Raw genomic sequence first — 21,245 nt, 5'->3', positions numbered from 1 at the left:
AGTAATTGACGGTATTATTATTCTATAAAACAAACATCTAATGTCTGTATAATACTTGTACTACTTGTTGTATGTAAATCTTTCAAAGAACTCGTGCGCTTTCTTTCGATTGCGGGTGCAAAGGTAAGGACTTATTTTTAACTCACAAGTTTTTCGCCCAAAAAAAACAGAAAAGTTTTTCACTTTTTTTCGACCAATTCAGCCTCTATAGGATCATCATACTGTTTCTGAAGCCTTTGCAGCTCTTCCAACAATTCTCTTGCCACTTCCTTATATTCCGGTTTTCCATACAAATTATGCATCTCTTGCGGATCTTCCTGCAAATCGTATAATTCCCATTCATCAATATCATTATAAAAATGAATCAATTTATAACGATCCGTACGTACCCCATAATGACGTTTCACCATATGTTCTGCAGGATATTCATAATAATGATAATATATAGATTTACGCCAGTCTGCAGGAGTTTCTCCTCTCAGTAAAGGCAGCAAAGACTCTCCCTGTATATCCTCGGGAACCGGAACGCCAGCTAATTCCAGAAAAGTAGGAGCATAATCTATATTCTGAACAAATTGGACAATTTCGCCTTTCTTTCCACCCGGCAAACGCATAACCAGAGGCGTATGAAAAGATTCCTCATACATAAAGCGTTTATCGAACCAGCCATGTTCTCCCATATAAAAACCCTGATCGGAAGTATAAACCACTAATGTGTTTTCCGACAATCCGGCAGCATCCAAATAATCAAGTACCCGGCCTACATTATCGTCCAACGACTTCAACGTCTTTAAATAATCCCGCATATAACGTTGGAATTTCCATTCCGCCAGCTTTTTTCCTTGCAGATTCTTTTTATAGAAATCTTCAATAATCGGATCATAAAACGCATCCCAAGCAGCCTTCTGTGCAGAATCCATACGTCCGTAAATTCCTTCGTAAGTACTTTTCAGACGACTGTTTTTATCCTTACGATACATTTTCAGATCGTAAATAAGATCCATATCCTTAATGATACTCATCTCCTGTGCCACTGCAGCAAGACGCCCTTCATAATCATCATAATAACTAACCGGCAAAGGAAATTCTTTATCTTCATACAATGCCAGGTTACAAGTGTCAGCCATCCAGTTACGATGCTGTGCTTTATGATGAATAAACAGACAAAACGGTTTGCTACTATCCCGTTTATTCTCCATCCAATCCAAACTCATATCCGTAATAAGATTGGTCAGATAGCCATGTTTACGGATTGTATCATTATTCAAAGTAATAAAATCCGGATTATAATAATTACCCTGTCCCGGAACAATTTTCCAGTAATCAAATCCGGTAGGCAAACTTTCCAAATGCCATTTCCCAATAATAGCTGTCTGGTAGCCTGCTTTCTGCAATAATTTAGGCATGGTTTGCTGCGAACCGTCAAACACGCAATTCGTATTATCGGTAAAACCGTTTTTATGACTGAATTTTCCGGTAATCATACAGACCCGGCTAGGGCCACTCAATGAGTTGGTAACAAAACTATTGGTAAATTTCACTCCGTCCCGGGCAATCCGGTCCAGATTCGGTGTATAAGCATAGCGTTTATCATAACAGCTCATCATCTGTGCCGTGTGATCGTCTGTCATTATATAGACGATATTCATTGGTTTTATCTGTTCTTTCGATTTCTCTTTCAGATTACATGAGGTAACCGATATAGTAACAACACCAGCAAATAGCACAAGTTCATTATTCTTCATTATTTATTTAGATCTAGATTTTATTCCTTCAAAAGTTTTTCGGCCAAAAACGAACGGTCTGCAGGCAAAATTTACCTGCAGACCGTATATAGTAGGTATTTAGTCACAACATTTAATTTCAACCACATGACTATTCGCTTCGGCTATCGTAAAGACACGCAAGCCCACTTTCATCAGATAATCGCCACTGAATACCTTTCCGTTATCCGCCAATGTTGATTTGGCTCCCGGCATCAGGTTAATCTCTTCCAGTTTATAATTCTTTTCAGGGTCTAATCCCTGTAACTTAACAGGATAAAGTTTCTCTGCATAACGAGGGTGAAGATCATACGCATAGAGTAACGCTGCATTTTTATCCTTACTTACATGCATAACAGCCGTATGGTTAGATTCATAAGGAGAAACCAGACGATAAAAATCACCTTCAAGGATAACGGGTTTCAGGCGATTGAAATTTTTCACCGCTTGCTGGCAAAAAGTCAATTCATCCGGTTTTAATTCTTTCAGACCCAAATCGAATCCCATCTTGCACATCATAGCCACATCCGTACGAAACTTCACACTTGTTTTCCAATTCCAGCTTGTTACGTGGGCACACATCACCTTAGATGGGAAGAACTGAGAAAATCCCCATTGAATATACAATCGTTCAAACGGATCCGTATCATCACTACACCATAATTCTGTAAAATATTTCAAAGCACCATAATCGCAACGTGCGCCTCCACCTGAGCAAATCATCATATACAAGTCCGGATATTTTTCGGCTACCCTCTTAAAGACATTCATTACGCCGCGAACATGATCAACATATAGCTGATTTTGTTTTCCTTTTAAATAAGGAGAATAGATATTTGTAATCGGGCTGTTGCAATCCCATTTCAGGAACGCTATTTCAGGATTCTCAGTCATCAGCTTATCTACTACCCCGAATACATAATCTTCCACCTCCGGATTACTCAAATCAAGAACCAGTTGGTTACGATAATAATAGGTTTCACGATTCGGCTGACGGATCGCCCAGTCTGGATGTTTGTCAAACAGCTCACTTTTCGGATTCACCATTTCCGGCTCAACCCAGATACCAAATTTCACGCCTGCATCTTTTGCTGCTTTTACCAAATTAGGAATACCGTTCGGAAGTTTGCTCTTCATTACTTCCCAGTCACCCAAACCGGCACGGTCATTAACACGGGGATACTTATTACCAAACCAGCCATCATCCAGCAAAAACAAATCCACACCCAGATCCTTGGCTTCTACCATAATTTCTTCCAGCTTCTTTTCGTCGAAATTAAAACCTGTAGATTCCCAGTTATTCAATAAAGTAAGGCGATCGTCTTTTCCTCTCTTCACCTGGTAATTACGAGCCCAGTCATGAAAACTGCGGCTAGCCTTTCCTGCACCCTGATTACTCAACGTAAAGATAAATTCAGGTGTAACAAATACTTCATTCGGCTTCAATTCATAATTAGATGCGTACGGATTAATACCGGATATAATACGAATATTATTCATATTATCCACTTCAAATGTAAAACGGAAATTTCCTGTCCAGCCAATCGTGCCCATCAGTACATCACCTTCGTTCTCACGAACCACATCCCCTAATCCCAACTGGAAAAACGGATAAGATTGCATGGCTGCACGAGACCCTAGTTTTGTATCAATAATTTTCTTACCGAATTTTAACTCCTGGCTAGTCATACCCATTTCCTTAGCCCAGTCACCGCAAAACTCGGTAAGATAGTACTTCGGACTTTCAAAATATAGCATATTGGAAGCATACAGGAAGATAGAAACCGGCTTCTTTTCACTATGGCTTATTTCCGTCCACGTTTTAATAATATTTTCTTTCGCATAAGTAAGATAATGCATCTTTACACTTACAGGATATACATCATCCTTCATCGTGATAATAGTCTCGGTAACATTATCATCCTGCTTCTTTACCTCGCTGGACACAAAACGGAATATACTCGTCATATTCCCGTCATTATGCTGTATACCAAAAGCCGGTTCATAATAATCTTCAGCCCCTGAACAAGGATATATCTCCCATCCACGGGTCGAAACGGCATCATCCGAACCCGACCGGACATATAACGGAAGATTGGCAAACTCCGATTCATTCAACAAACGACTTCCCAAATATGACTGATAAACACGTCCATTAGGAGCAACCCTCAAAATCAAATCAGTCTCAGCAGTGGATATACGGATAGGCCTTTGTTCCGCTGCTCTCATCTGTGCCATACAAAGCAAGAAAAGAAAAACAATGAAATTTGTCTTTTTCATGGTGATAATAATAATAGTATATATTTGCGTTAAAAGCCCGGCTCGATACCATTATCCACGGAATCCAGTCGGGCGTTTGTAAAAAAATCTTTCTATTAGTTTTGTTCTTTCAGGATAACATCGTGTGCACCGCCTTCCACAATACTGGTTGAAGATACCAACGTTATTTTGGAGTATTTTTGCAATTCCTCAATTGTAACGGAACCGCAACTACACATTGTTGCTTTCATTTTCCCTAAAGTAACATTCAAATTATCTTTCATCTTTCCGGCATAAGGGACATAGCTGTCAACACCCTCTTCAAATTTAAGAGATTCGCTGCCACCCATATCATAACGCTGCCAGTTCTTTGCACGGTTTGAACCTTCTCCCCAGTATTCTTTCACGAAATTGTTTCCAATTCTCAGTTTTTTCGTCGGAGATTCGTCAAAACGGGCAAAATAACGTCCCATCATCAGAAAATCCGCTCCCATAGCCAAAGCAAGCACCATGTGGTAATCGTGTACTAAGCCACCGTCACTGCATATAGGAATATAAACACCGTGTTTCTTAAAGTAAGCATCACGTGCCTGAGCCACATCGATCAAAGCAGTTGCCTGTCCGCGACCAATGCCTTTCTGTTCGCGGGTAATACAGATAGAACCGCCACCAATACCTACTTTTATAAAATCAGCGCCTGCCTCCACCAGATAATTAAAACCTTCCTGATCTACCACATTTCCGGCGCCAACCAATACTTTATCTCCGTATTGCCCTTTTATCCATGCAAGTGTCTCCTTCTGCCATTCGGAATAGCCATCCGACGAGTCGATACATAAAACATCAACACCAGCTTCTACCAATGCCGGAACACGTTCTTTATAATCACGTGTATTGATACCGGCACCAACCAACAATTTCTTATCCGCACCAGACAGTTCCAGCGGATTATCGCGATGATTGTCATAGTCTTTACGGAATACAAAATATTGCAGTTTCTGGTTTTTATCGATAATAGGCAATGTATTTAATTTATGATCCCATATAATCTGGTTAGCCTCTTTCAGGGTCATGCCCAATTCTCCAACTATCAATTTGGAAAAAGGTGTCATGAAATCCTTCACCTTCTTTTCCGAGGAATCCTTTTCAACACGGTAGTCGCGACTGGTAACAAGCCCCAGTAGTTTACCGTTCGGTGTTCCGTCATCGGTCACACCTATAGTAGAATGTCCTGTTTTATTCACTAATGTTACCACATCAGCCAAAGTTTGTTCAGGAGTAAGGTTTGAATCGCTTATAACAAAACCGGCTTTAAACTTCTTTACTTTACGTACCATCTCAGCCTGGCTTTCAATAGGCTGCGAACCGAATATAAAAGAGAGTCCTCCGTTACGTGCCAGTTCGATAGCAAGTTCAGGACCCGATACCGATTGCATAATAGCCGAAACCAAAGGAATATTCAGCTCAATCGCAGCATGTTCTCCGGTTTTAAACTTTACCAGCGGAGTTTTTAAAGAAACATTAGTCGGTATACATTGTTTCGTGGTTAAACCCGGAATAAGCAAATATTCTCCAAATGTTCTCGAAACATCGTTTAAGTAGATTGCCATAAGATTCTATTATATATTTACTGGATGATAAGAAATAATTGTGCAAATGTAATTATTTCCGCTTATATATGGGTTCTTTCATGTTAAAAACTTTTATTGTTGCCCGGTTGTTCTATTAATAAATTAATTAAATCAGAAAGAAAGCTTATGAAACAAGTTGTAGACAAAGCCAACACTAGAGGATACGCCAACCACGGCTGGCTAAAAACATATCATACATTCAGTTTTGCAAACTATTATAATCCCAAACGCGTACATTTTGGAATGTTACGTGTGTTAAACGACGACACCGTTGCCCCACGCGAAGGCTTCGATATGCATCCGCACAAAAATATGGAAGTGATCTCCATCCCCCTGCATGGTTATTTGCGTCATGGAGACAGTATAAAAAACAGCGAAGTCATCACCCCCGGAGATATTCAGGTAATGAGCGCCGGTACCGGTATTATTCATAGCGAATTTAATGATAGTGCCGATGAACGGCTTGAATTTTTACAGATATGGGTAATCCCCCGAAAAGAAAATACGCCTCCAAAATACGGGAGCTACGACATCCGTCCTTTTTTAAAAGAAAACCAGTTGAGCCTGATTATAGCACCAGACGGCGAAATTCCGGCATCTATCAATCAAGACGCATGGTTTTCTTTAGGAACATTGGATGCAGGCCAGGTAAAGGAATACAAACTCCATCATAAAAACAACGGCGTATACGTCTTTGTTATCGAAGGTGAAGTCGAAATAAGTAACACGACCTTATCCAAGCGTGACGGAGCCGGCTTTTGGGATACCGATCATATTATTATCGAAGTACTGAAAAAGTCAAAAGTACTGCTTATAGAAGTTCCATACGAATAATAATTTATATCGATCTCTTTATAATATTAGCATTTATAATATATCTACTTATACGAGCCATTTCAACAATAAATCCTTACCTTTGCCTCACTGCCTGCTATTGGGTAGCGAACCATCAAAACCAGACAACTATGGGGAAATTTATCAATCCGTTTACGGATATTGGCTTCAAGCATATATTCGGAAGGGAGATCAGTAAGGATGTACTTATCGCGTTCCTGAACGATTTATTGGTCGGAGAAAGGCATATAGCCGACATATCCTTTATGGATAAGGAAGATATGCCGGAAATGGCAAACGGCAGAGTGGTAATCTTTGATATCCTCTGCAGGGAAACAAACGGGGCTTATTTCATAATTGAAATGCAGAACCAATACCAGGATTTCTTCCTGGACAGAAGTTTGTACTACCTGTGCCGCTCTGTTACCCGGCAGGGAATAAAAGGGAAAGATTGGGAATATGAGATCTTTCCGGTGTACGGAATCTATTTCCTGAACTTTATTATTCCACCGTTTGTTTCGTTCAGGACAGATGTAATATTGGCAGATCGTGCTACAGGTGAAGCAATAAACAAGAAGTTCAGACAGATATACCTGTCAATGCCTTACTTTACCTTGGAGCAAGACGAATGTAAAACAGATTTTGAACGTTGGATTTATATATTAAAACACATGGACACATTTGACAGAATGCCTTTCAATGCGCAGAAAGCCGTCTTCGACAAATTGCTCGACATTGCCGATGTCAGCAAGCTGGACGAGAAAGAGCGTGCCCGGTATGACGAGGCGCTCAAAATATACAGAGACTACTACGGCACAATAAACTCCGCAAAAAGACAAGGGCGCAAAGAAGGTGAAGAAAAAGGCAGAGCCGAAGGACTTGCCGAAGGTATTGAGAAAGGTAAGATGGAAGGTAAAGCAGAAGGCAGAGCCGAAGGACTTCTCACTGCCGCCCGTGGCATGAAAGACCTTGGAATACCTATTGAAAATATTGCCAAAGTAACAGGGCTTACGCAAGAGGAGATTAACACTCTATAATATTCGCATTTATAATGCGAATCAGTAGTTAAAGTAGTCAAGTAGAAATAGCATATTATTCTTAACTACTTTAACTACTGACCCCCATTTAATCCTCCCAGATTTCGGTCTTACCTAGTAATTGAAGCAATTCTTCCGGCGTATGGCGGTAGGTACGAAGATATTCGGCAAGCGTACGGAGGGTGTTCTTGATAGGGAAAGCTATAAGCAAAAAAGAAGCCAGATGCAAATATGACATCCGGCCTCCTTCCTTATCGCTTTCCAGCAAATGAACCATTTTCAAAAATAATTTGGGATGAGTCAAGGGATAACGCAAACTACCTAAAGGCGTATGCTCATTCAGATAACGCACGTAACACGCACGGTCATGAACAAGATAACGGATGATAAACTTACGGTACCGTTTAGGAAGGTGGTCGTAATAACCGAAAGCAAGGCGGCAGATCAACAGTTCCCATCCACGGCGGTCTTTTGGAGATACTAACTTCATCCGTGCCTCAAAAAGGCGGACGGTAGGAGTGGCAACACCGAATAACCCCTGTAAACGTTTAAACTCGTTTTTCATTCTTTTGGCGGAGGGGGAATGTTTATCCCTCCGGCACAAAAGGCCGGCTTTGAAATAAATAACAAAACCGGCTCCCCTGCCCCTTTTATATCTTAGGCAGGGAAAACCGGCTGATTACAACAATCTTTATAGACCTGAAACTAATGATATTCCATCTCTTACATAAATCAACTCTCACCTGTCAACTGAATTGTCACCTGTCAACTGTTTAGCCAGCTCCATGTTCTGGCGAGCCAAACGGGGGTTCTGGGGGATAAACTTACGGAAGTAAGACAATGCGCCCGGAACATCACCATCCATCAATGACAATACACCCAGGTTATTCCATGAGCGGGGATCATTCTCGACTGACTGGAAGAAGAAACGGGCAGATTCACTATCACCCATTGACAACGAAGCAGCAGCCGCATTCAACTGAGCCTCCGGACAGGAAGGGAAACGGTAAGCAGCCAACTCGTAGACCTCCCGGTACTGCTCCGTACCGGGACGATACAATGATGCCAAACTTAACAACTCATTCAAGCCCAACTTATCGGGAGACGAGTTATATTGTGAAGACAACAAGGCAAAATCCATACCGGAAGAAGAAGGCTGCATACCCTCCGACTCGCACGTTACAGATAACTCCATACGGCGTAATTTTGAAAAGAATGTCTTCTCGATATCCTTATAGACCGAACCTTTATCCAGCGCTTTGATACGTTTACGGAGCATATCACCGTCGGAAGTCTCCGACAGGATCGATAGAACCTGCCCCTTATACTTCTTATCCGAAGAAGAAAGCAAACGACCCAAACCTGCCCAATCTTCCCCCTCCCAGGAGATTTGGATCAAACCGTTATCAGGCAAACCGAACTGTTTGACAAGATAATCCTTGAACTGAACGACACGGCTGCCGGACAAGCGTTCATTCTCCTTTGTATTACCATCGGGAGAAGCGAAACCTTTTAACCCGATGGATTGGACACGGCCAGCCGGAAAACCGGAAAGCCGGCCGAGACGTTCGCGCAACTTCTCCAACTCTGCCCGGTTATTGCCATAACGGGGATTAACCGTTACACCTCCTGCCGGGAAATCGATATAAGCCGTCAACTGCTCCGTTTGCGTTACCGGAGCGGAAGGAGACTCCGGGACGGGAGTAACATAACTCAACATCTGGCGGTAAATGGCGGAAGCATCCACCTGCAACAGGGGTATCTCCGCCTGGCGGTACAATGAAGATGTACCTTTCACCACCGGCAATGTATTCTCTTTCTCAACTGTGGAAAGATCCTGCATACTCCCGCATGACGACAGGGTAAACAGAATCCCCAAACCTGCAAGACCTTCTATCAAGTGTATCTTCATCCTCATTGCCCTTTCGCATTCATAGCCTCCAACAAATACTTACCCGGTTTGAACTTCACACTCAGGCGCCGGCGGATAACACATGGGGTGCCGTTCTGGGGGTTACGTCCAGGGCGTTCGTTCTGGCGCCACGGAGTAAAGGTTCCGAAACCTTGCAGGATGATGGTACCCTCACGTTCCAACTCCGATGTCAACACCTCCTGCAGAGCATTAAAGTAACGGATCGACTCGGTATGCGGTATATTTAACGTTTCCGCAATCTGTTTTGTTAACTCTGTCTTGTTCATATTCTCAATATTTAATTGTTTGTAATTCTTTATTTGTTTACAATTCTTTATTTGTTCAGCAACCAAACTTTATCTTGATAGCTTCTGCCTGACAGCCTCCTTTATAACTCTATCTTCATTGGCTTTAGCCTAAGCTGCCGTCTGCTTCAGCGGACGGATTAATTAAAATGCTATCTTCATGGCTTTAGCCTGGTTTCAATTGCCGTCTGCTTCAGCGGACGGACTAAAGAAGGCTCTTTTTATTGGCTTTAGCCAAATTAAAAAAGGTTTGGCTAAAGCCATTGAGATGTAGATGTAGATGCATCTACATCCGTCGGTTAAAACCGACGGTAACTAAACTGAGGCTAAAGCCAACAAAACTATCAACCGAATTGTCACTTATCAACCCCCAACTGAATCCCCCATCTCGTTTCCCTATAAGACTTATTCAGTTCCGGGTATCCGGGCTGCTCTATATAGGTTGTCAAACCGCTGTAATGACGGATAGGGATATTCACGAATGAAGGCGTCGAGACTTTATAAACGACCGCCTTATTCAAAGCAGACTCTACTAAAGGATACAAATCCGGATTTACCTGCTCCATATAATCTCCAAAGTCGAAAAACAGCTTATGGCCGCTCCAATCGAAACACTGCACCTTATTTATATCCACCGTCGCAGGATTTATCAACGCCGAACGCGCCGCCACCGCCAAATCATCCATGGCGCTCAAATTGATAAGGCTCATCGTTGCACTGCGGTAAACGCCCGGAAGCGTATTACAATACTCATAATAGCTGCGAACAAAACCCTTTAAATTGGCCTCCGGCTCAAAAAGGTAATTGATCAGTTCAGGGTAAACAGGGGTAAAACCGGGGCTGAGTATCTCCGCCGAAGAGGCAACCAGGTAATCCGCCTTATTGCGCAACTCGTAAGCCACCTCCACACCGGACATAAGGCAAGCCTCCAAGACAATGAAGTCGAACGTATGGTCGGGAATCGCCCGGACAAAGTCTGCAATCTCCATTTCCCGGCCGTTGTCATCCATGATGGAACGCGGACGGGCAAACATCCCTTCGGGCAGCCACCCTGTTCCGTGGCTGAAAACAACCAGACCGTAACCGGGGGCTGGATATAAAAACAAGGCATCGTGTATCACTTCCGAGAAAACATCCGTACAAGCCGAGTTGTCCTCAGGATATTCTTTTATTACTTCTGTATAAGGTTTGGTATCATTAGCTATGACGCGCATTAAGGAAGGAGTGCCCTTTTCGCCACGGGCATCCTGGTAAATCAACAGGTTATCCTGCCGGTTATGCCAACCGGCCGTTATGCTGTCTATCTTCGTGTAGGTTTCGTCGCTCAGATTGTTATCACCCGACATATAAACCAGGACGGTACGGCGGGCGGAAGGAACCTCGACAGGACGCTCCTCTGTACATGAAAACAGACCGAAAAGAATGATTATGAGTACTATATTACGGTACATACACACACAGTTTATATGATAATTGATTTAAAAAAGTGTGAAAAATCACCAGTCAAGCAAAACCACTTAACTACTTTAACTACTTAACTTCTTAACTACTAAAATTTAAGGTTTTCTTTCAGTAATATATATTTTCCCATCCGGTTATTGAAATAACCATACTTATAGATTAACGGACGATCGGATAAAATTCTACGCTTCAGATTCATGGTTCGGAAATGTTGCATAATACCCAGGTATGAATTAATTGAAGCACGCATCTGCAGTAAAAGATACTTTGGCGGATTCGGATTATTTGCCAGTTTCTTCTCCCACAAATACAATTCATTCTTAAATTTACGTTTTGCACGGTTATGAATATATGTCCGATACGGTTTAACCACCGCACCCAGAAAATTAATTCCTTTCTGATAAGGTTGCAACACTATTTTTTTCGGATGCAAAGTTATATCCAGATTTTCCCATAAATATTCACGGATAACCGGAACCAGAGAAAGCAAAAAACGTTTGTCGGTGTGTACAATAAAAAAATCATCCACATACCGCCCGTAATGTTTCATGCACAAGGTCCGTTTTACATATTGGTCAAACTCATTCAGATAAATATTACTGAACAACTGTGAAGTAAGGTTGCCAATAGGCAATCCATATCCTTCAGGCGAATGAAAAAGACTTTTCGATGGAGGTAAACCTTCCCATTCAGACCATGAACCCTTACGGAAACAATTCTTTACCGGGTCATTCATAATCACCAACGGCAGCAAATATTTCACCAATTCAAATTCATCCGAATCGCCCCAATGTATTCCATCAGGCATGGCAAGATATTCATATTTGTTAAGCGTCTTCATCATTATATCATACAGTTTCTGCCGGTTTATATTCATAAAATATCCCGCCAGATCCAATTTCAATATGTAGCAATCACGTGTATAATTCAACGAACAGGAACGGATATGTTTTTCCAGGCGTCTCACACCATACAATGTCCCTTTTCCTTTTCTGCAAGAATAGCAATCGTCTATAAAAATACGTTCATAAATAGGAGAAATATAGTTAAACAAAAGATGATGGACAATACGATCCCTGAAATCGGCGGCAAAAACCTCACGCTTTACCGGATAGTCTACCATAAAGCAGATGCTGCGCCCCACCCGATAGCGGCGTTCCTTTATCTCATGATAAAGTTCAACCAGGTTTTCTTCCAGGTTCATTTCATACCGGAGCTGGTTAGCCGAATTACGTTTGCCTTTCCTTGCATCATAATAGGCTTTGAAAACATCTTCAATCAGTTCCATCTTTTCTTTATTCTATTTTCCGGTTTATCCGGGCAAATGTAACTTTTTTCTTAGTTATGCCCTAAATTACCTTACGAATTCGACCGCCTTACGGCGGTTTATGAAAACCCGGCGCTTAAAGCGCCGGGTAGCAAAGAATCAAATCAATCGAATCAATCGAATGCGGTCGGCAATTCGCCTCCCTTTTTTATTCTTGGACACAACGGACGGAATAACCGTTCGCAAGGCTGCTCTCATTCATATTGGCACTACTACTGCTGAAGTACAGACGGGGAGATCCACCTGCCGTAGAAAGTGTAGATGACCAATAGTTGCCGTTGGAAGCCAGATTGTTGGAACTACCGTCACTGCCGTTACGGTAACCTGCAGCAGGCAGAACGAAGTTTGCATTCTCTGCAGCCATCCAAACCTTATTAGTTCCATTCATCTTGTTAGAACCGTTTGCTTCAGTCATAATAGGATCCAACTCTGCCTTCGTAGGAACACGCCAACCGGCAGGACAAGGCTGCTGATCGCGAGGCCAAGCATTATCGCCAACACTCAATACAGGAGAAAGACTTCCCTTATAATCACTGAACCATGAATAATCAGCATCAGATTTACCCTTAATAAACTTATCAGCATACTCATAACTTTCTGCAGTAGCTTCAACATAAGTTGGGAACGTTCCGTCAGGAGCCATATCTCCCGAACCATTATAACTGAACGGAGCCTTTCTACCCCACTGGTAAAGATAACCGCAAGTAGCCAAATTCCAAGTAGTTGTTACACTTGTAGGAACCTGAGTAGCTCCCACGTTTACCGGAGCCCAATACTGACCTTTATACATAACCGGACTAAGACTTGTACCCTCATAATTAGGGAAATAACGCAATGTAATAGTATCACATGCATCCGCTACACTACCATTCTGAATAATAACATAAGCATCCAAAGGAACCTTGATAGAATCCTGAGCAGGTATAGTAAGTTCATAAGTACGAGTCACACTGGCTTCTTCTGTGGCATAAGTTACAACCGGAGCACCCTGTACAATCTCATTCTTATACTTCCCGTTGTCCCAATTAATAGAACTTCCGGTAGTATTATACTTAAATTTAACCGTATAAGTACTTGCCTGAGGAGCTGAAGAGGTGAATGTTACCTTTTTACCGGCATTTGCTACCGCATCTATAACTTTATCAGTAATATCAGTGCCATCCAGTTTAAGGTCCTTCAATGTTGGAACAGGGAAAGAAGGTTCTACTGTAATTGTATCGGATACTGTCCAGTCGTCTACCTTTATATCCCAAACAATATCTGTAGAATCTTTCGATGGATTGATATTTACAACATAACGGGTATTACGTGCCAATGCAATAGGATCACCAACCGTACCTACGCCATCCGCTTTCTTAAACGTTATCAATTTTGACATCTTTGCACCACGATATTTACCGTTCACCTGTAATGCAGTTACTGTAGTATTAACAGCATCATTGGTGTTTTCGTAAGTATAAAGACTGTCCAGGATCTGGATAGTAGTGGTAACAACTTTTGTATTAGCAGGAAATTCCGTAACCGTAGGAACCGCATTGATCTCAGCATCCGTTTTTGTATCCATAATAAAAGAATACTGTTTCGGATTTAAAATCTGTGCAGATTCAAGGATAAAGGCTTTACTGGCATCTGCATCATAAGCATAATTTTTAATATCGATACGCGATACCAGACGCTCCATCTTGATAGTTTCGGCAGCCAGGCCACCTCCTTGAGTTGTCCAGGTTGCCAGATTATCGATCTTACCGAACATCAGTAACGGAGTAGAAGGACCCGCTGTTAACTGTGCACTCATCAATGCTGAAGGCAGGTCAACCCAATCCGTACTACCAACAATGTCGGCAATATCCACTCCATTTTCCTTATAATTGGCAATTACCAGTACCTTAGGAGTACCCCAACCCAGACTCTTTACCTTAATCTGGCAAGTGTACGTGCTGTCGCCGGCACCCGGATCCTGCAAAGTAAGAGGTTCGGTAAAACCGTTAGGCGAAAGCAAGTCTTCTTCGCTCAGGTAATAGTTATACGTACCGGCATCTGCGCCTACCGTTTCCGTTTTTACGATGAAAGCTACACTCTTTATTTCCTTCTCTTCCTTAAAGGCTACGTCATTTGGAACAACATCTCCCACTGCTTTTGTAGAAGCTCCATTATGAGTCATTGCGATCTTCAAGGCGCCATACCCATTTTCTACAAACTCAGGATTATTCCTGATAATCTCTTCGTCCTGACACGAAGAGAGCCCAACCATCAAAAGGGCTGCTAAAGCTATAAATTTCTTTTTCATTGCTTTATCTGTTTTTATTGTTTATATTTTATCTCTTTTCAAGATTAAGAACCGGCCTGTGTTACTGTAATCGTGTTAGAAACAACCGTATTGTCAGTCGTATTAACCAACTTGATAACAGCTGTACGTTCTGCACCTGTGCTATTTACTTCATCACCACCGGAGGCCATAGAAACTGCCAATTGAGACGTACTATCCAGTGTAGCAGTTAGCCATGTAACAGGAGTAACGTTATCGCTTCCGTCTACAACAGAAACCGTCCAATCCGAAATATTTTCTACATCGCCACTAACAACTATTGTAGAAATATCTAAACCTGTACCGTCAACAGCAACAGAACCTGTTGTTGTTGCAAAAGACGGAACCGTCTTTCCAGCTGGTTGAGAAACTGCGATTGTTTTTGTCGTGCTTCCTGCTGATTCCGTAACAGTAATAGATGCTGTTTTTGCTTTATAGGTATCATTGGCTGCATCCGGAGCTACAGTAAAGTCGCCATTACCTGTTACAGCAATATAAGAACCACCTAATGAAAAACCGGTACCTGCCAAAGCAGCAGTCCAAGTGTTTGCCGGGTCTCCCAAGACTACACTGATAGTCTTTGTATCCATTGCAGTTTCGGTAGCTGTGAAGGCAAGAGGTGTTTCATCCACCGTTATAGCCGGGGCAGCAGCAGTACCTGCTTTCTGGGTAATGGTAATTGTTTTGTAAACTTCCGTTGGTTTTGTTGTATTGGCAACCTTCAAAACGGCTGTACGCGGAGTTGTGGTACTGTTAGTAGCAGCTGTTATACCAAAATAGCCATTATTACCATCTACAAGAGTCTTGCTTTTTGAAACAGACAACCAATCATCACCACTTTCAACAGAAACAGTCCATTCAGAAATAGCAACAACCGTTACCTTACGTTCGCCCTCAGTTGTTTGTCCCTCAACGGCAGCATCAATAAAACCGGTTGCAGGAATACTATCCATCTTATAGTTAGCAGCATCATCCTTGTCTACCAATGTACCACGCGCAGCCAAACGGATAGAACCGATGTTCTGGGCAGCCTGTTTCACAACAATGTACTGAATCACCTTATCTGCTCCTTCCGGACCGGAGATAGTCATTTTAATAGAGTCTATACGTGCCTGATCCGTCTCATTCTTCTGGGCAACAATCGAGAATGTACCCGAACCTGTACCGGTTTTACCGTCATCATTATTCGTAAAGCCTGCATCTGCCCTTGTCAAAACGGCTTTGTCAGCCAGGTTAAACCAATCTGCGCTCTCTGAAGCTGTCCATGTTGCTCCGTCAGGAACAGTTACATCGATGTTCATAGAGTCCGAAGACATCTTTTCGCCAGAGAAGCTGATCTCGTTGCCGGCAAGCAAAGCACCGGACAAATCGATATAGCTGGAAGCATTAGGAGCCTGTTTTACAATAAGGGGCTGTTTGATAGACGGACGTTTTACGTTTCTCACAATGACAGTTCCTACACGGTCTTCTTTGCTACTTGGATTTGTAGTAAGGGTAACCAATTTGAATGACTTCATTACAGAATCGCCCGGAAGGACAGAGAATGCAATCCAGTCGCAATCGGCCGGCTTAACCAGTTCCCATTCTTCATCGGCAGCAACTTTAATAGTTACAGAATCAGCAGCCGTTTCACCGGTTGTTGCAGCAGGCAAAGAAAGCGTATTGTCGGCAAATGCCTGGCCTGCTTTTAATCCGGCAGCATCAACGCTCAGTTTGATAGTGCCATGGGTAACATCAGAATTAACCGTATCGCCAACCAGCCAGTCTTTAACTTCCAGGGTAGCGTCCAACGTACCCGAACCTACATTTAAAATACTTAACAAATAACGGTTGTTTGCCAGGACAGGGATCGTGTTTACATCACTCTGGTTCTTTTTAAACTCTACATTGTAAACCTGAGCCGCACCGGCCAAAGTTTCACCAACCAATGACAATTTGATATTTTGTGTTTCAACAGCCATTGCCGGATACATGTAGAATACACTCTTGCTCTCACCATAGTTGCTGTTTTCGTAAGCAGTAAAGTCTATGATAGGAAGGCTTGCCACTATCGTCGGTGTATAAGGAGTAGCTTGTGCAAAAATACTGTTACTACCCGGAATATCTTTCAAGACGATTTCACTAATCTTGAAAGATGATTCTTCACACCAGTTCAACACGTCGAAACGGGCCATACGGCGGGTAAGATGTACCTCCTGGTTTCCACCCAGACCACCTTCCGGCACTGTGATCGTACCTAATTCGGGGAAAGAACCGCTCATCAACAACGGGCATGCGATATGTCCCTTCAATGTGTTGGTGGCCTTTGCAAGGAAAGCGGTTGTGTCGGTTACGCCCAGTTCCAGGCTATCCAATGACAGGTTGTCGCGGCCGTTGGCTACGAAATAGAACTTTTTCTGTTCACCCGGATAGACTGAGATCGTGGCCTGGTAAGAGGTTCCTACCGGTGTAAGCGTAAACGAGTTGCCGGCTTCGCCGCTTCTGAAGATTTCTTTCAAAATCACTGGCTTAGGATCGGCTGCCAGAGAATCTTCACCGAACACGTAGATGTCGAGCGTTTTCAATTCATTTTCAGCATCTGTTGCCAGTGCTGCGTAAGGCACTACTCCCTGGGCTGTGCCGGGAAATACAAACGTAATCGTCTTTCCGGCCGGATTCCCGTTTTCCGGGCCGCCGGTGAAAAGAGAATCGTCATCGCTACAAGCCGCCATCATGAGGGAGGCAAGAGCCAATAAATAATACTTCTTTTTCATAACATAAAAATTAATTAATAAATTAGTAAATATGGGGTATGTCCATTCGCCAATATTAACGTCCATATATATCTTACGCATCTCTTATATAAACCCGCCTATGCTGCCCCCGTCGTTCCAGTCCATCACCACGGCCGACGAGACGATGATACCCCCCGACGGGTCTACCTCTACCACAAGGTCGAACTCCTGGCGAAGGTTCTCATCCAGGTTGATCTGCATCGTACGGAAATACTTCCAAAGATCTATCTCCTTGATGACCGGGGTGTCCCCGGCATAAAGGCAGAAAAGGGGATGCGTATCATTGGTTAAGCGGTATGTGACAAACTCGCCCGATACACTGCCTGTGATTTCCATTTTGACGTCTATACGGTGGTCTACCTGCGTTTCCAGCTTCTGGGGGATATAATAAAAGATACCGGCACGGGTTATCAAACCTTCCGTTTCATCATAGTATGATAAGGGGGAACCTTTAATTTCGTACTCCGGACTGAATGTGTAAGAAGAAGGCACATCACGCAAAGTCATTACGAAATTATTCGTATTGGCAGGAGGCTTACCTGTCCATTTTACCATGATATTCAATTTGCAATGGCTATGCACCATATCGATACGCTGACGGCTGACACCACGCTCCCTGACCGAAAATGTGGTGTAACCGTAATACAGCTTTTCTGCATTTTTCTGCCAGTAAGCATATTCCGATTTCATTGTACTGTACGGGTTATCCAGAAAAAGCTGCATATCCGAAAGTTTGGTTTTACCTATTACAGACTCATTTACGTGGCTGGCCGTATCTACATTTGCCCAGGTGACCAATGTGTATTTACCCGGACCCAAAGTGAACTCGCCATACAGTATCTTATTCCTGTCTACCAGGTTATTTACCTGGCGAAGGATACCCGTGTCATCAAAAATAAACTCCTGCATGCTGTGGATATAATCCGGCAAAACATTGGCCGTGCCACTACCCGTATACCAATACTCCAGACGGGCGTTGTAACGACACTCCTCCAACTCGCCGTCCAAGCTACAAGAAGACAGAAGGAGCAAGAGCAGGGCGCAGATAAACGCAGACAAGAGGCGTTTTAAGTCGATATGAACAGACTGGATTCTCATCGTTTCACCTCCAATCTCATTAAGTTTTCGCGAGCCTTGGGGGCATCAACCGCCAAGGCCTTGCGGAAGTAATACTCAGCCTCGGCACGGTTACCTTCGATAAAGCATAAGACGCCGTAATTATTATACGTCAATGGATTATCCTTAAAACGATCCAGATACATACGGGCAGACTTTGTATCGCCCACCAAAAGAACGGCGGCGGCAGCATTGACGCTGGCGGTAACGTCGTCAGGGTAAAGGTTGGCAGCTATCTCGTAAACCTCCCGGAACTGGGTAGTACCGGGACGGTAAAAATGGGACACGCCCATGATCTCTTCCAAACTGAGCAAATCCGGATGGGTATAAAGCAGTTTGGAGGCTTCACGGTCACTGACATTCCTTACCTCATAAGCAACCATCAACTCGATTCGCCGAAGTTTGGGAAAGTAATTTTTTAAGAGCTCCTTATAAGGCGCACCACCATCCAGTTCCATCAGGTAACGCTCCCTGCCCTCGAATATCCCATAATTGTCGATGATGAAACCTACCGCCTTTTTATAAGGCAAACCCGAAGAATCCACCAGGCTACGCAGGCCGTCCCAATCCTCACCCACCCAAGATGTGAGCAAAGGGCAATCCTGCAAATCATAATGCCCGCTGAGGTACTTTTTGAAACCCTCGCTACGATGTTTTGACAATGTCTCGTTATCGTAATAAGCTCCGTCGGGAGATGAATAACCCGTGATCTGAATATGGCGGAAACGAGCCAGGTCATTCTGCAACAAGGGCTGCAACAAATCATCTATTTTAGACAATTCACGTTTATTATTGCCAAACGAAGGATCGACTACCGAACCGCCCTTGGGATAATCGATATAAGCCGTAGCCGAAGACGTACGGACTTTAACAACCTCCTCCTCCGGTATCAGGAAATTTACCATATCCGAAAATGCGGAACTCTCCACCTCGCGGATGACGCGGACTGCCGGTACAGAAGCCAATGCCGGCGGCTGAACGCCAGGCTGGGAACAAGGAGGAGTTAAATTGATATCCTTTGTCAAAACATCCGTAGCCAGAACCAACTCCGTACAACAATCTTTACTTATCTGGCGCAAAAGCAAGGAAGAGTGCTCCATCCACGAAGCATAAGGTATACTCACGCGGTAACGCAAATTATAACTGCTGCCACGTTTAACACCCACCCAAACATGGTAAGGGTCCAGGCCGCGGCGGGAAGGATCGACCGTTTCCTCACGACGGTCGAAGCGTGCACGCTGGCTACCGGACAATACAACAGGAGGCAAAACGACGCGTTTACCTTTATAATGCAACTCGGGGACAAGGCTTAATGACTGCTCGGAAGGAATACGGATGCCATGGGCAATGATCTTTAAGTCGATACGGACACTATCGTCCCTCACTGCCATTTGCTGGGGAATAATACGGATACCGATCTCCGAACCCGATACCGTCTTCTTGGAATCGGCATGTATTGTTGGAGAACTCAAAAGTAAGGCTATGAGCAGTATTATGGCACGCAGATGACACAGACAGCCACAGATAGACGCAGATAGATGTCCTTTAAAAAGAAATCTGCGCAAATCTGTATGATCTGTGTCATCTGCGTGCCATAATACTATATATATTCCCATATCTTTATCAATGTATCAGGTAGATTATTGAAATGCCCAACTTGGTGGGGCCGTAATAATGGCGCTTGTAACGGCCCATCAACTCCGCACATTCCGCACATACGTATTTATTATATTCCATATAAGCGTAACCCACCCCCAAGCTGAGTTCCAAACCCCAACGACGGCCGATAGCGAAATGGTAACCATACGAAACACCGCCACCGTAAAAGTTACCGCGGTACGTATATTTATCCAGATCGGGAATGAATGGGATCTGACCTACGTTGTATTTTGCCCAATGGCCATGGACACCGAAAAAATGCCCCTCGAAAGACTTACAAGGCCAAAAACGAAACTCAGGCTGGACTAGGACGTGGCGAAGACTCATCCCATCAGGGAAAAATGTCCAGGAATTGTAATTGCCCGAAACATCCAAAGAAAACTTTCGACCTAACGCAACCTCTAACCCCAGATTCGGCGTGGTAGTTGCCAAATAAGCTAAATTTGTCTTTATAGCTAACTTCTGGGTGTAGACATTCAAGCTACAGGTTATACATAATATGATCCACAATAGTGCTCTAAGCATTTTATACTCTTTTTTATATAAAAAAAAATTCCGCTTCATAAATGTCTCTTATTTATGAAATAAGGGACAATAAGCACAAAATGATGATTATCAATTACATACAAAAACAAAAAGTTTACTTTGTTTGAAATACGCCCAAAAAAATATTTATCGAGAGAGCTTACAATATATGCTCTGTGAAAGATTGATGAAGCATTAAAAAAATAGAGGCAATTTAGGTAGTTTGGTTATTTTCCCTTATTATTTTTTTACTAATAATACCTTTTTGTAAACAAATATTTACAGTATTAAGCCTGCAGAAAAGGGGAAATCATGTAAATTGATGTTAAACACAAAA

The 21,245-nt window shown here is 43.0% G+C and carries 15 protein-coding genes; 2 read left to right on the top strand and 13 right to left on the bottom strand.

From position 1 onward, the window contains the following. Positions 1-179: 179 nt before the first annotated feature. The 3 genes from C4S38_RS15365 to C4S38_RS15355 all read right to left on the bottom strand — a co-directional run bounded on the left by C4S38_RS15365 (position 180) and on the right by C4S38_RS15355 (position 5,632). Entirely contained in the window at positions 180-1,745 is a 1,566-nt protein-coding gene (locus C4S38_RS15365; protein ID WP_103984441.1) for a sulfatase family protein, read from the bottom strand. Between the two features lie 99 nt (positions 1,746-1,844). Further along, positions 1,845-4,043 carry an alpha-galactosidase gene (locus tag C4S38_RS15360; RefSeq protein WP_103984440.1) on the bottom strand — a complete coding sequence of 733 codons (2,199 nt, stop codon included), beginning with the start codon at positions 4,041-4,043 and terminating at the stop codon, positions 1,845-1,847. Between the two features lie 95 nt (positions 4,044-4,138). Further along, positions 4,139-5,632 (bottom strand): IMP dehydrogenase, encoded by a 1,494-nt coding sequence (locus C4S38_RS15355; protein WP_103984439.1) that lies wholly within the window; start codon positions 5,630-5,632, stop codon positions 4,139-4,141. Positions 5,633-5,779: 147 nt separating this feature from the next. Here C4S38_RS15355 and C4S38_RS15350 point away from each other — a divergent pair, with 147 nt between their 5' ends. Together C4S38_RS15350 and C4S38_RS15345 are read left to right on the top strand one after the other, a co-directional pair. Further along, positions 5,780-6,487 carry a pirin family protein gene (locus C4S38_RS15350; RefSeq protein ID WP_103984438.1) on the top strand — a complete coding sequence of 236 codons (708 nt, stop codon included), beginning with the start codon at positions 5,780-5,782 and terminating at the stop codon, positions 6,485-6,487. 131 nt (positions 6,488-6,618) lie between these two features. Then, the gene (locus tag C4S38_RS15345; protein WP_103984437.1) at positions 6,619-7,524 is read left to right on the top strand and encodes an Rpn family recombination-promoting nuclease/putative transposase; all 906 of its coding nucleotides are present in this window, start codon (positions 6,619-6,621) and stop codon (positions 7,522-7,524) included. A gap of 88 nt (positions 7,525-7,612) precedes the next feature. Here C4S38_RS15345 and C4S38_RS15340 read toward each other — a convergent pair whose 3' ends face one another. From C4S38_RS15340 to C4S38_RS15295, 10 genes are all read right to left on the bottom strand, one after another. Next, positions 7,613-8,089 (bottom strand): hypothetical protein, encoded by a 477-nt coding sequence (locus tag C4S38_RS15340; protein ID WP_103984436.1) that lies wholly within the window; start codon positions 8,087-8,089, stop codon positions 7,613-7,615. Between the two features lie 174 nt (positions 8,090-8,263). After that, on the bottom strand, positions 8,264-9,436 hold the full coding sequence (locus tag C4S38_RS15335; protein WP_103984435.1) for a hypothetical protein: 1,173 nt from the start codon (positions 9,434-9,436) through the stop codon (positions 8,264-8,266). Between the two features lie 2 nt (positions 9,437-9,438). Further along, on the bottom strand, positions 9,439-9,723 hold the full coding sequence (locus C4S38_RS15330; RefSeq protein WP_103984434.1) for an HU family DNA-binding protein: 285 nt from the start codon (positions 9,721-9,723) through the stop codon (positions 9,439-9,441). Between the two features lie 374 nt (positions 9,724-10,097). Continuing rightward, on the bottom strand, positions 10,098-11,192 hold the full coding sequence (locus tag C4S38_RS15325; RefSeq protein WP_103984433.1) for a clostripain-related cysteine peptidase: 1,095 nt from the start codon (positions 11,190-11,192) through the stop codon (positions 10,098-10,100). Between the two features lie 98 nt (positions 11,193-11,290). Further along, entirely contained in the window at positions 11,291-12,490 is a 1,200-nt protein-coding gene (locus C4S38_RS15320; RefSeq protein ID WP_099462916.1) for an RNA-directed DNA polymerase, read from the bottom strand. Between the two features lie 187 nt (positions 12,491-12,677). Next, the gene (locus C4S38_RS15315; RefSeq protein WP_103984432.1) at positions 12,678-14,816 is read right to left on the bottom strand and encodes an FISUMP domain-containing protein; all 2,139 of its coding nucleotides are present in this window, start codon (positions 14,814-14,816) and stop codon (positions 12,678-12,680) included. Positions 14,817-14,860: 44 nt separating this feature from the next. Continuing rightward, on the bottom strand, positions 14,861-17,587 hold the full coding sequence (locus tag C4S38_RS15310; RefSeq protein WP_160034761.1) for a BACON domain-containing protein: 2,727 nt from the start codon (positions 17,585-17,587) through the stop codon (positions 14,861-14,863). Positions 17,588-17,671: 84 nt separating this feature from the next. Beyond that, positions 17,672-18,706 carry a FimB/Mfa2 family fimbrial subunit gene (locus C4S38_RS15305; protein WP_103984430.1) on the bottom strand — a complete coding sequence of 345 codons (1,035 nt, stop codon included), beginning with the start codon at positions 18,704-18,706 and terminating at the stop codon, positions 17,672-17,674. Continuing rightward, positions 18,703-20,340 carry a DUF3868 domain-containing protein gene (locus tag C4S38_RS15300; protein WP_103984429.1) on the bottom strand — a complete coding sequence of 546 codons (1,638 nt, stop codon included), beginning with the start codon at positions 20,338-20,340 and terminating at the stop codon, positions 18,703-18,705. The genes C4S38_RS15305 and C4S38_RS15300 overlap by 4 nt, the downstream gene beginning before the upstream one ends. Positions 20,341-20,347: 7 nt before the next feature. After that, a complete protein-coding gene (locus tag C4S38_RS15295; RefSeq protein WP_103984442.1) occupies positions 20,348-20,908 on the bottom strand; it encodes a DUF3575 domain-containing protein in 561 nt (186 codons plus the stop codon). Positions 20,909-21,245 lie beyond the last annotated feature (337 nt).

Origin of the sequence: Parabacteroides chinchillae, from assembly GCF_900108035.1 — a bacterium.
Lineage (GTDB): Bacteria > Bacteroidota > Bacteroidia > Bacteroidales > Tannerellaceae > Parabacteroides > Parabacteroides chinchillae.
The sequence above is the reverse complement of the archived record's forward strand: the minus strand, read 5'-3'. Positions and strand labels throughout refer to the sequence as shown.

Excerpts from the sequence above, each read along its gene's own strand:
- C4S38_RS15365 (WP_103984441.1), bottom strand. The coding sequence starts at position 1,745 with ATGAAGAATAATGAACTTGTGCTATTTGCTGGTGTTGTTACTATATCG.
- C4S38_RS15360 (WP_103984440.1), bottom strand. The coding sequence starts at position 4,043 with ATGAAAAAGACAAATTTCATTGTTTTTCTTTTCTTGCTTTGTATGGCA.
- C4S38_RS15355 (WP_103984439.1), bottom strand. The coding sequence starts at position 5,632 with ATGGCAATCTACTTAAACGATGTTTCGAGAACATTTGGAGAATATTTG.
- C4S38_RS15350 (WP_103984438.1), top strand. The coding sequence starts at position 5,780 with ATGAAACAAGTTGTAGACAAAGCCAACACTAGAGGATACGCCAACCAC.
- C4S38_RS15345 (WP_103984437.1), top strand. The coding sequence starts at position 6,619 with ATGGGGAAATTTATCAATCCGTTTACGGATATTGGCTTCAAGCATATA.
- C4S38_RS15340 (WP_103984436.1), bottom strand. The coding sequence starts at position 8,089 with ATGAAAAACGAGTTTAAACGTTTACAGGGGTTATTCGGTGTTGCCACT.
- C4S38_RS15335 (WP_103984435.1), bottom strand. The coding sequence starts at position 9,436 with ATGAAGATACACTTGATAGAAGGTCTTGCAGGTTTGGGGATTCTGTTT.
- C4S38_RS15330 (WP_103984434.1), bottom strand. The coding sequence starts at position 9,723 with ATGAACAAGACAGAGTTAACAAAACAGATTGCGGAAACGTTAAATATA.
- C4S38_RS15325 (WP_103984433.1), bottom strand. The coding sequence starts at position 11,192 with ATGTACCGTAATATAGTACTCATAATCATTCTTTTCGGTCTGTTTTCA.
- C4S38_RS15320 (WP_099462916.1), bottom strand. The coding sequence starts at position 12,490 with ATGGAACTGATTGAAGATGTTTTCAAAGCCTATTATGATGCAAGGAAA.
- C4S38_RS15315 (WP_103984432.1), bottom strand. The coding sequence starts at position 14,816 with ATGAAAAAGAAATTTATAGCTTTAGCAGCCCTTTTGATGGTTGGGCTC.
- C4S38_RS15310 (WP_160034761.1), bottom strand. The coding sequence starts at position 17,587 with ATGAAAAAGAAGTATTATTTATTGGCTCTTGCCTCCCTCATGATGGCG.
- C4S38_RS15305 (WP_103984430.1), bottom strand. The coding sequence starts at position 18,706 with ATGAGAATCCAGTCTGTTCATATCGACTTAAAACGCCTCTTGTCTGCG.
- C4S38_RS15300 (WP_103984429.1), bottom strand. The coding sequence starts at position 20,340 with ATGGGAATATATATAGTATTATGGCACGCAGATGACACAGATCATACA.
- C4S38_RS15295 (WP_103984442.1), bottom strand. The coding sequence starts at position 20,908 with ATGCTTAGAGCACTATTGTGGATCATATTATGTATAACCTGTAGCTTG.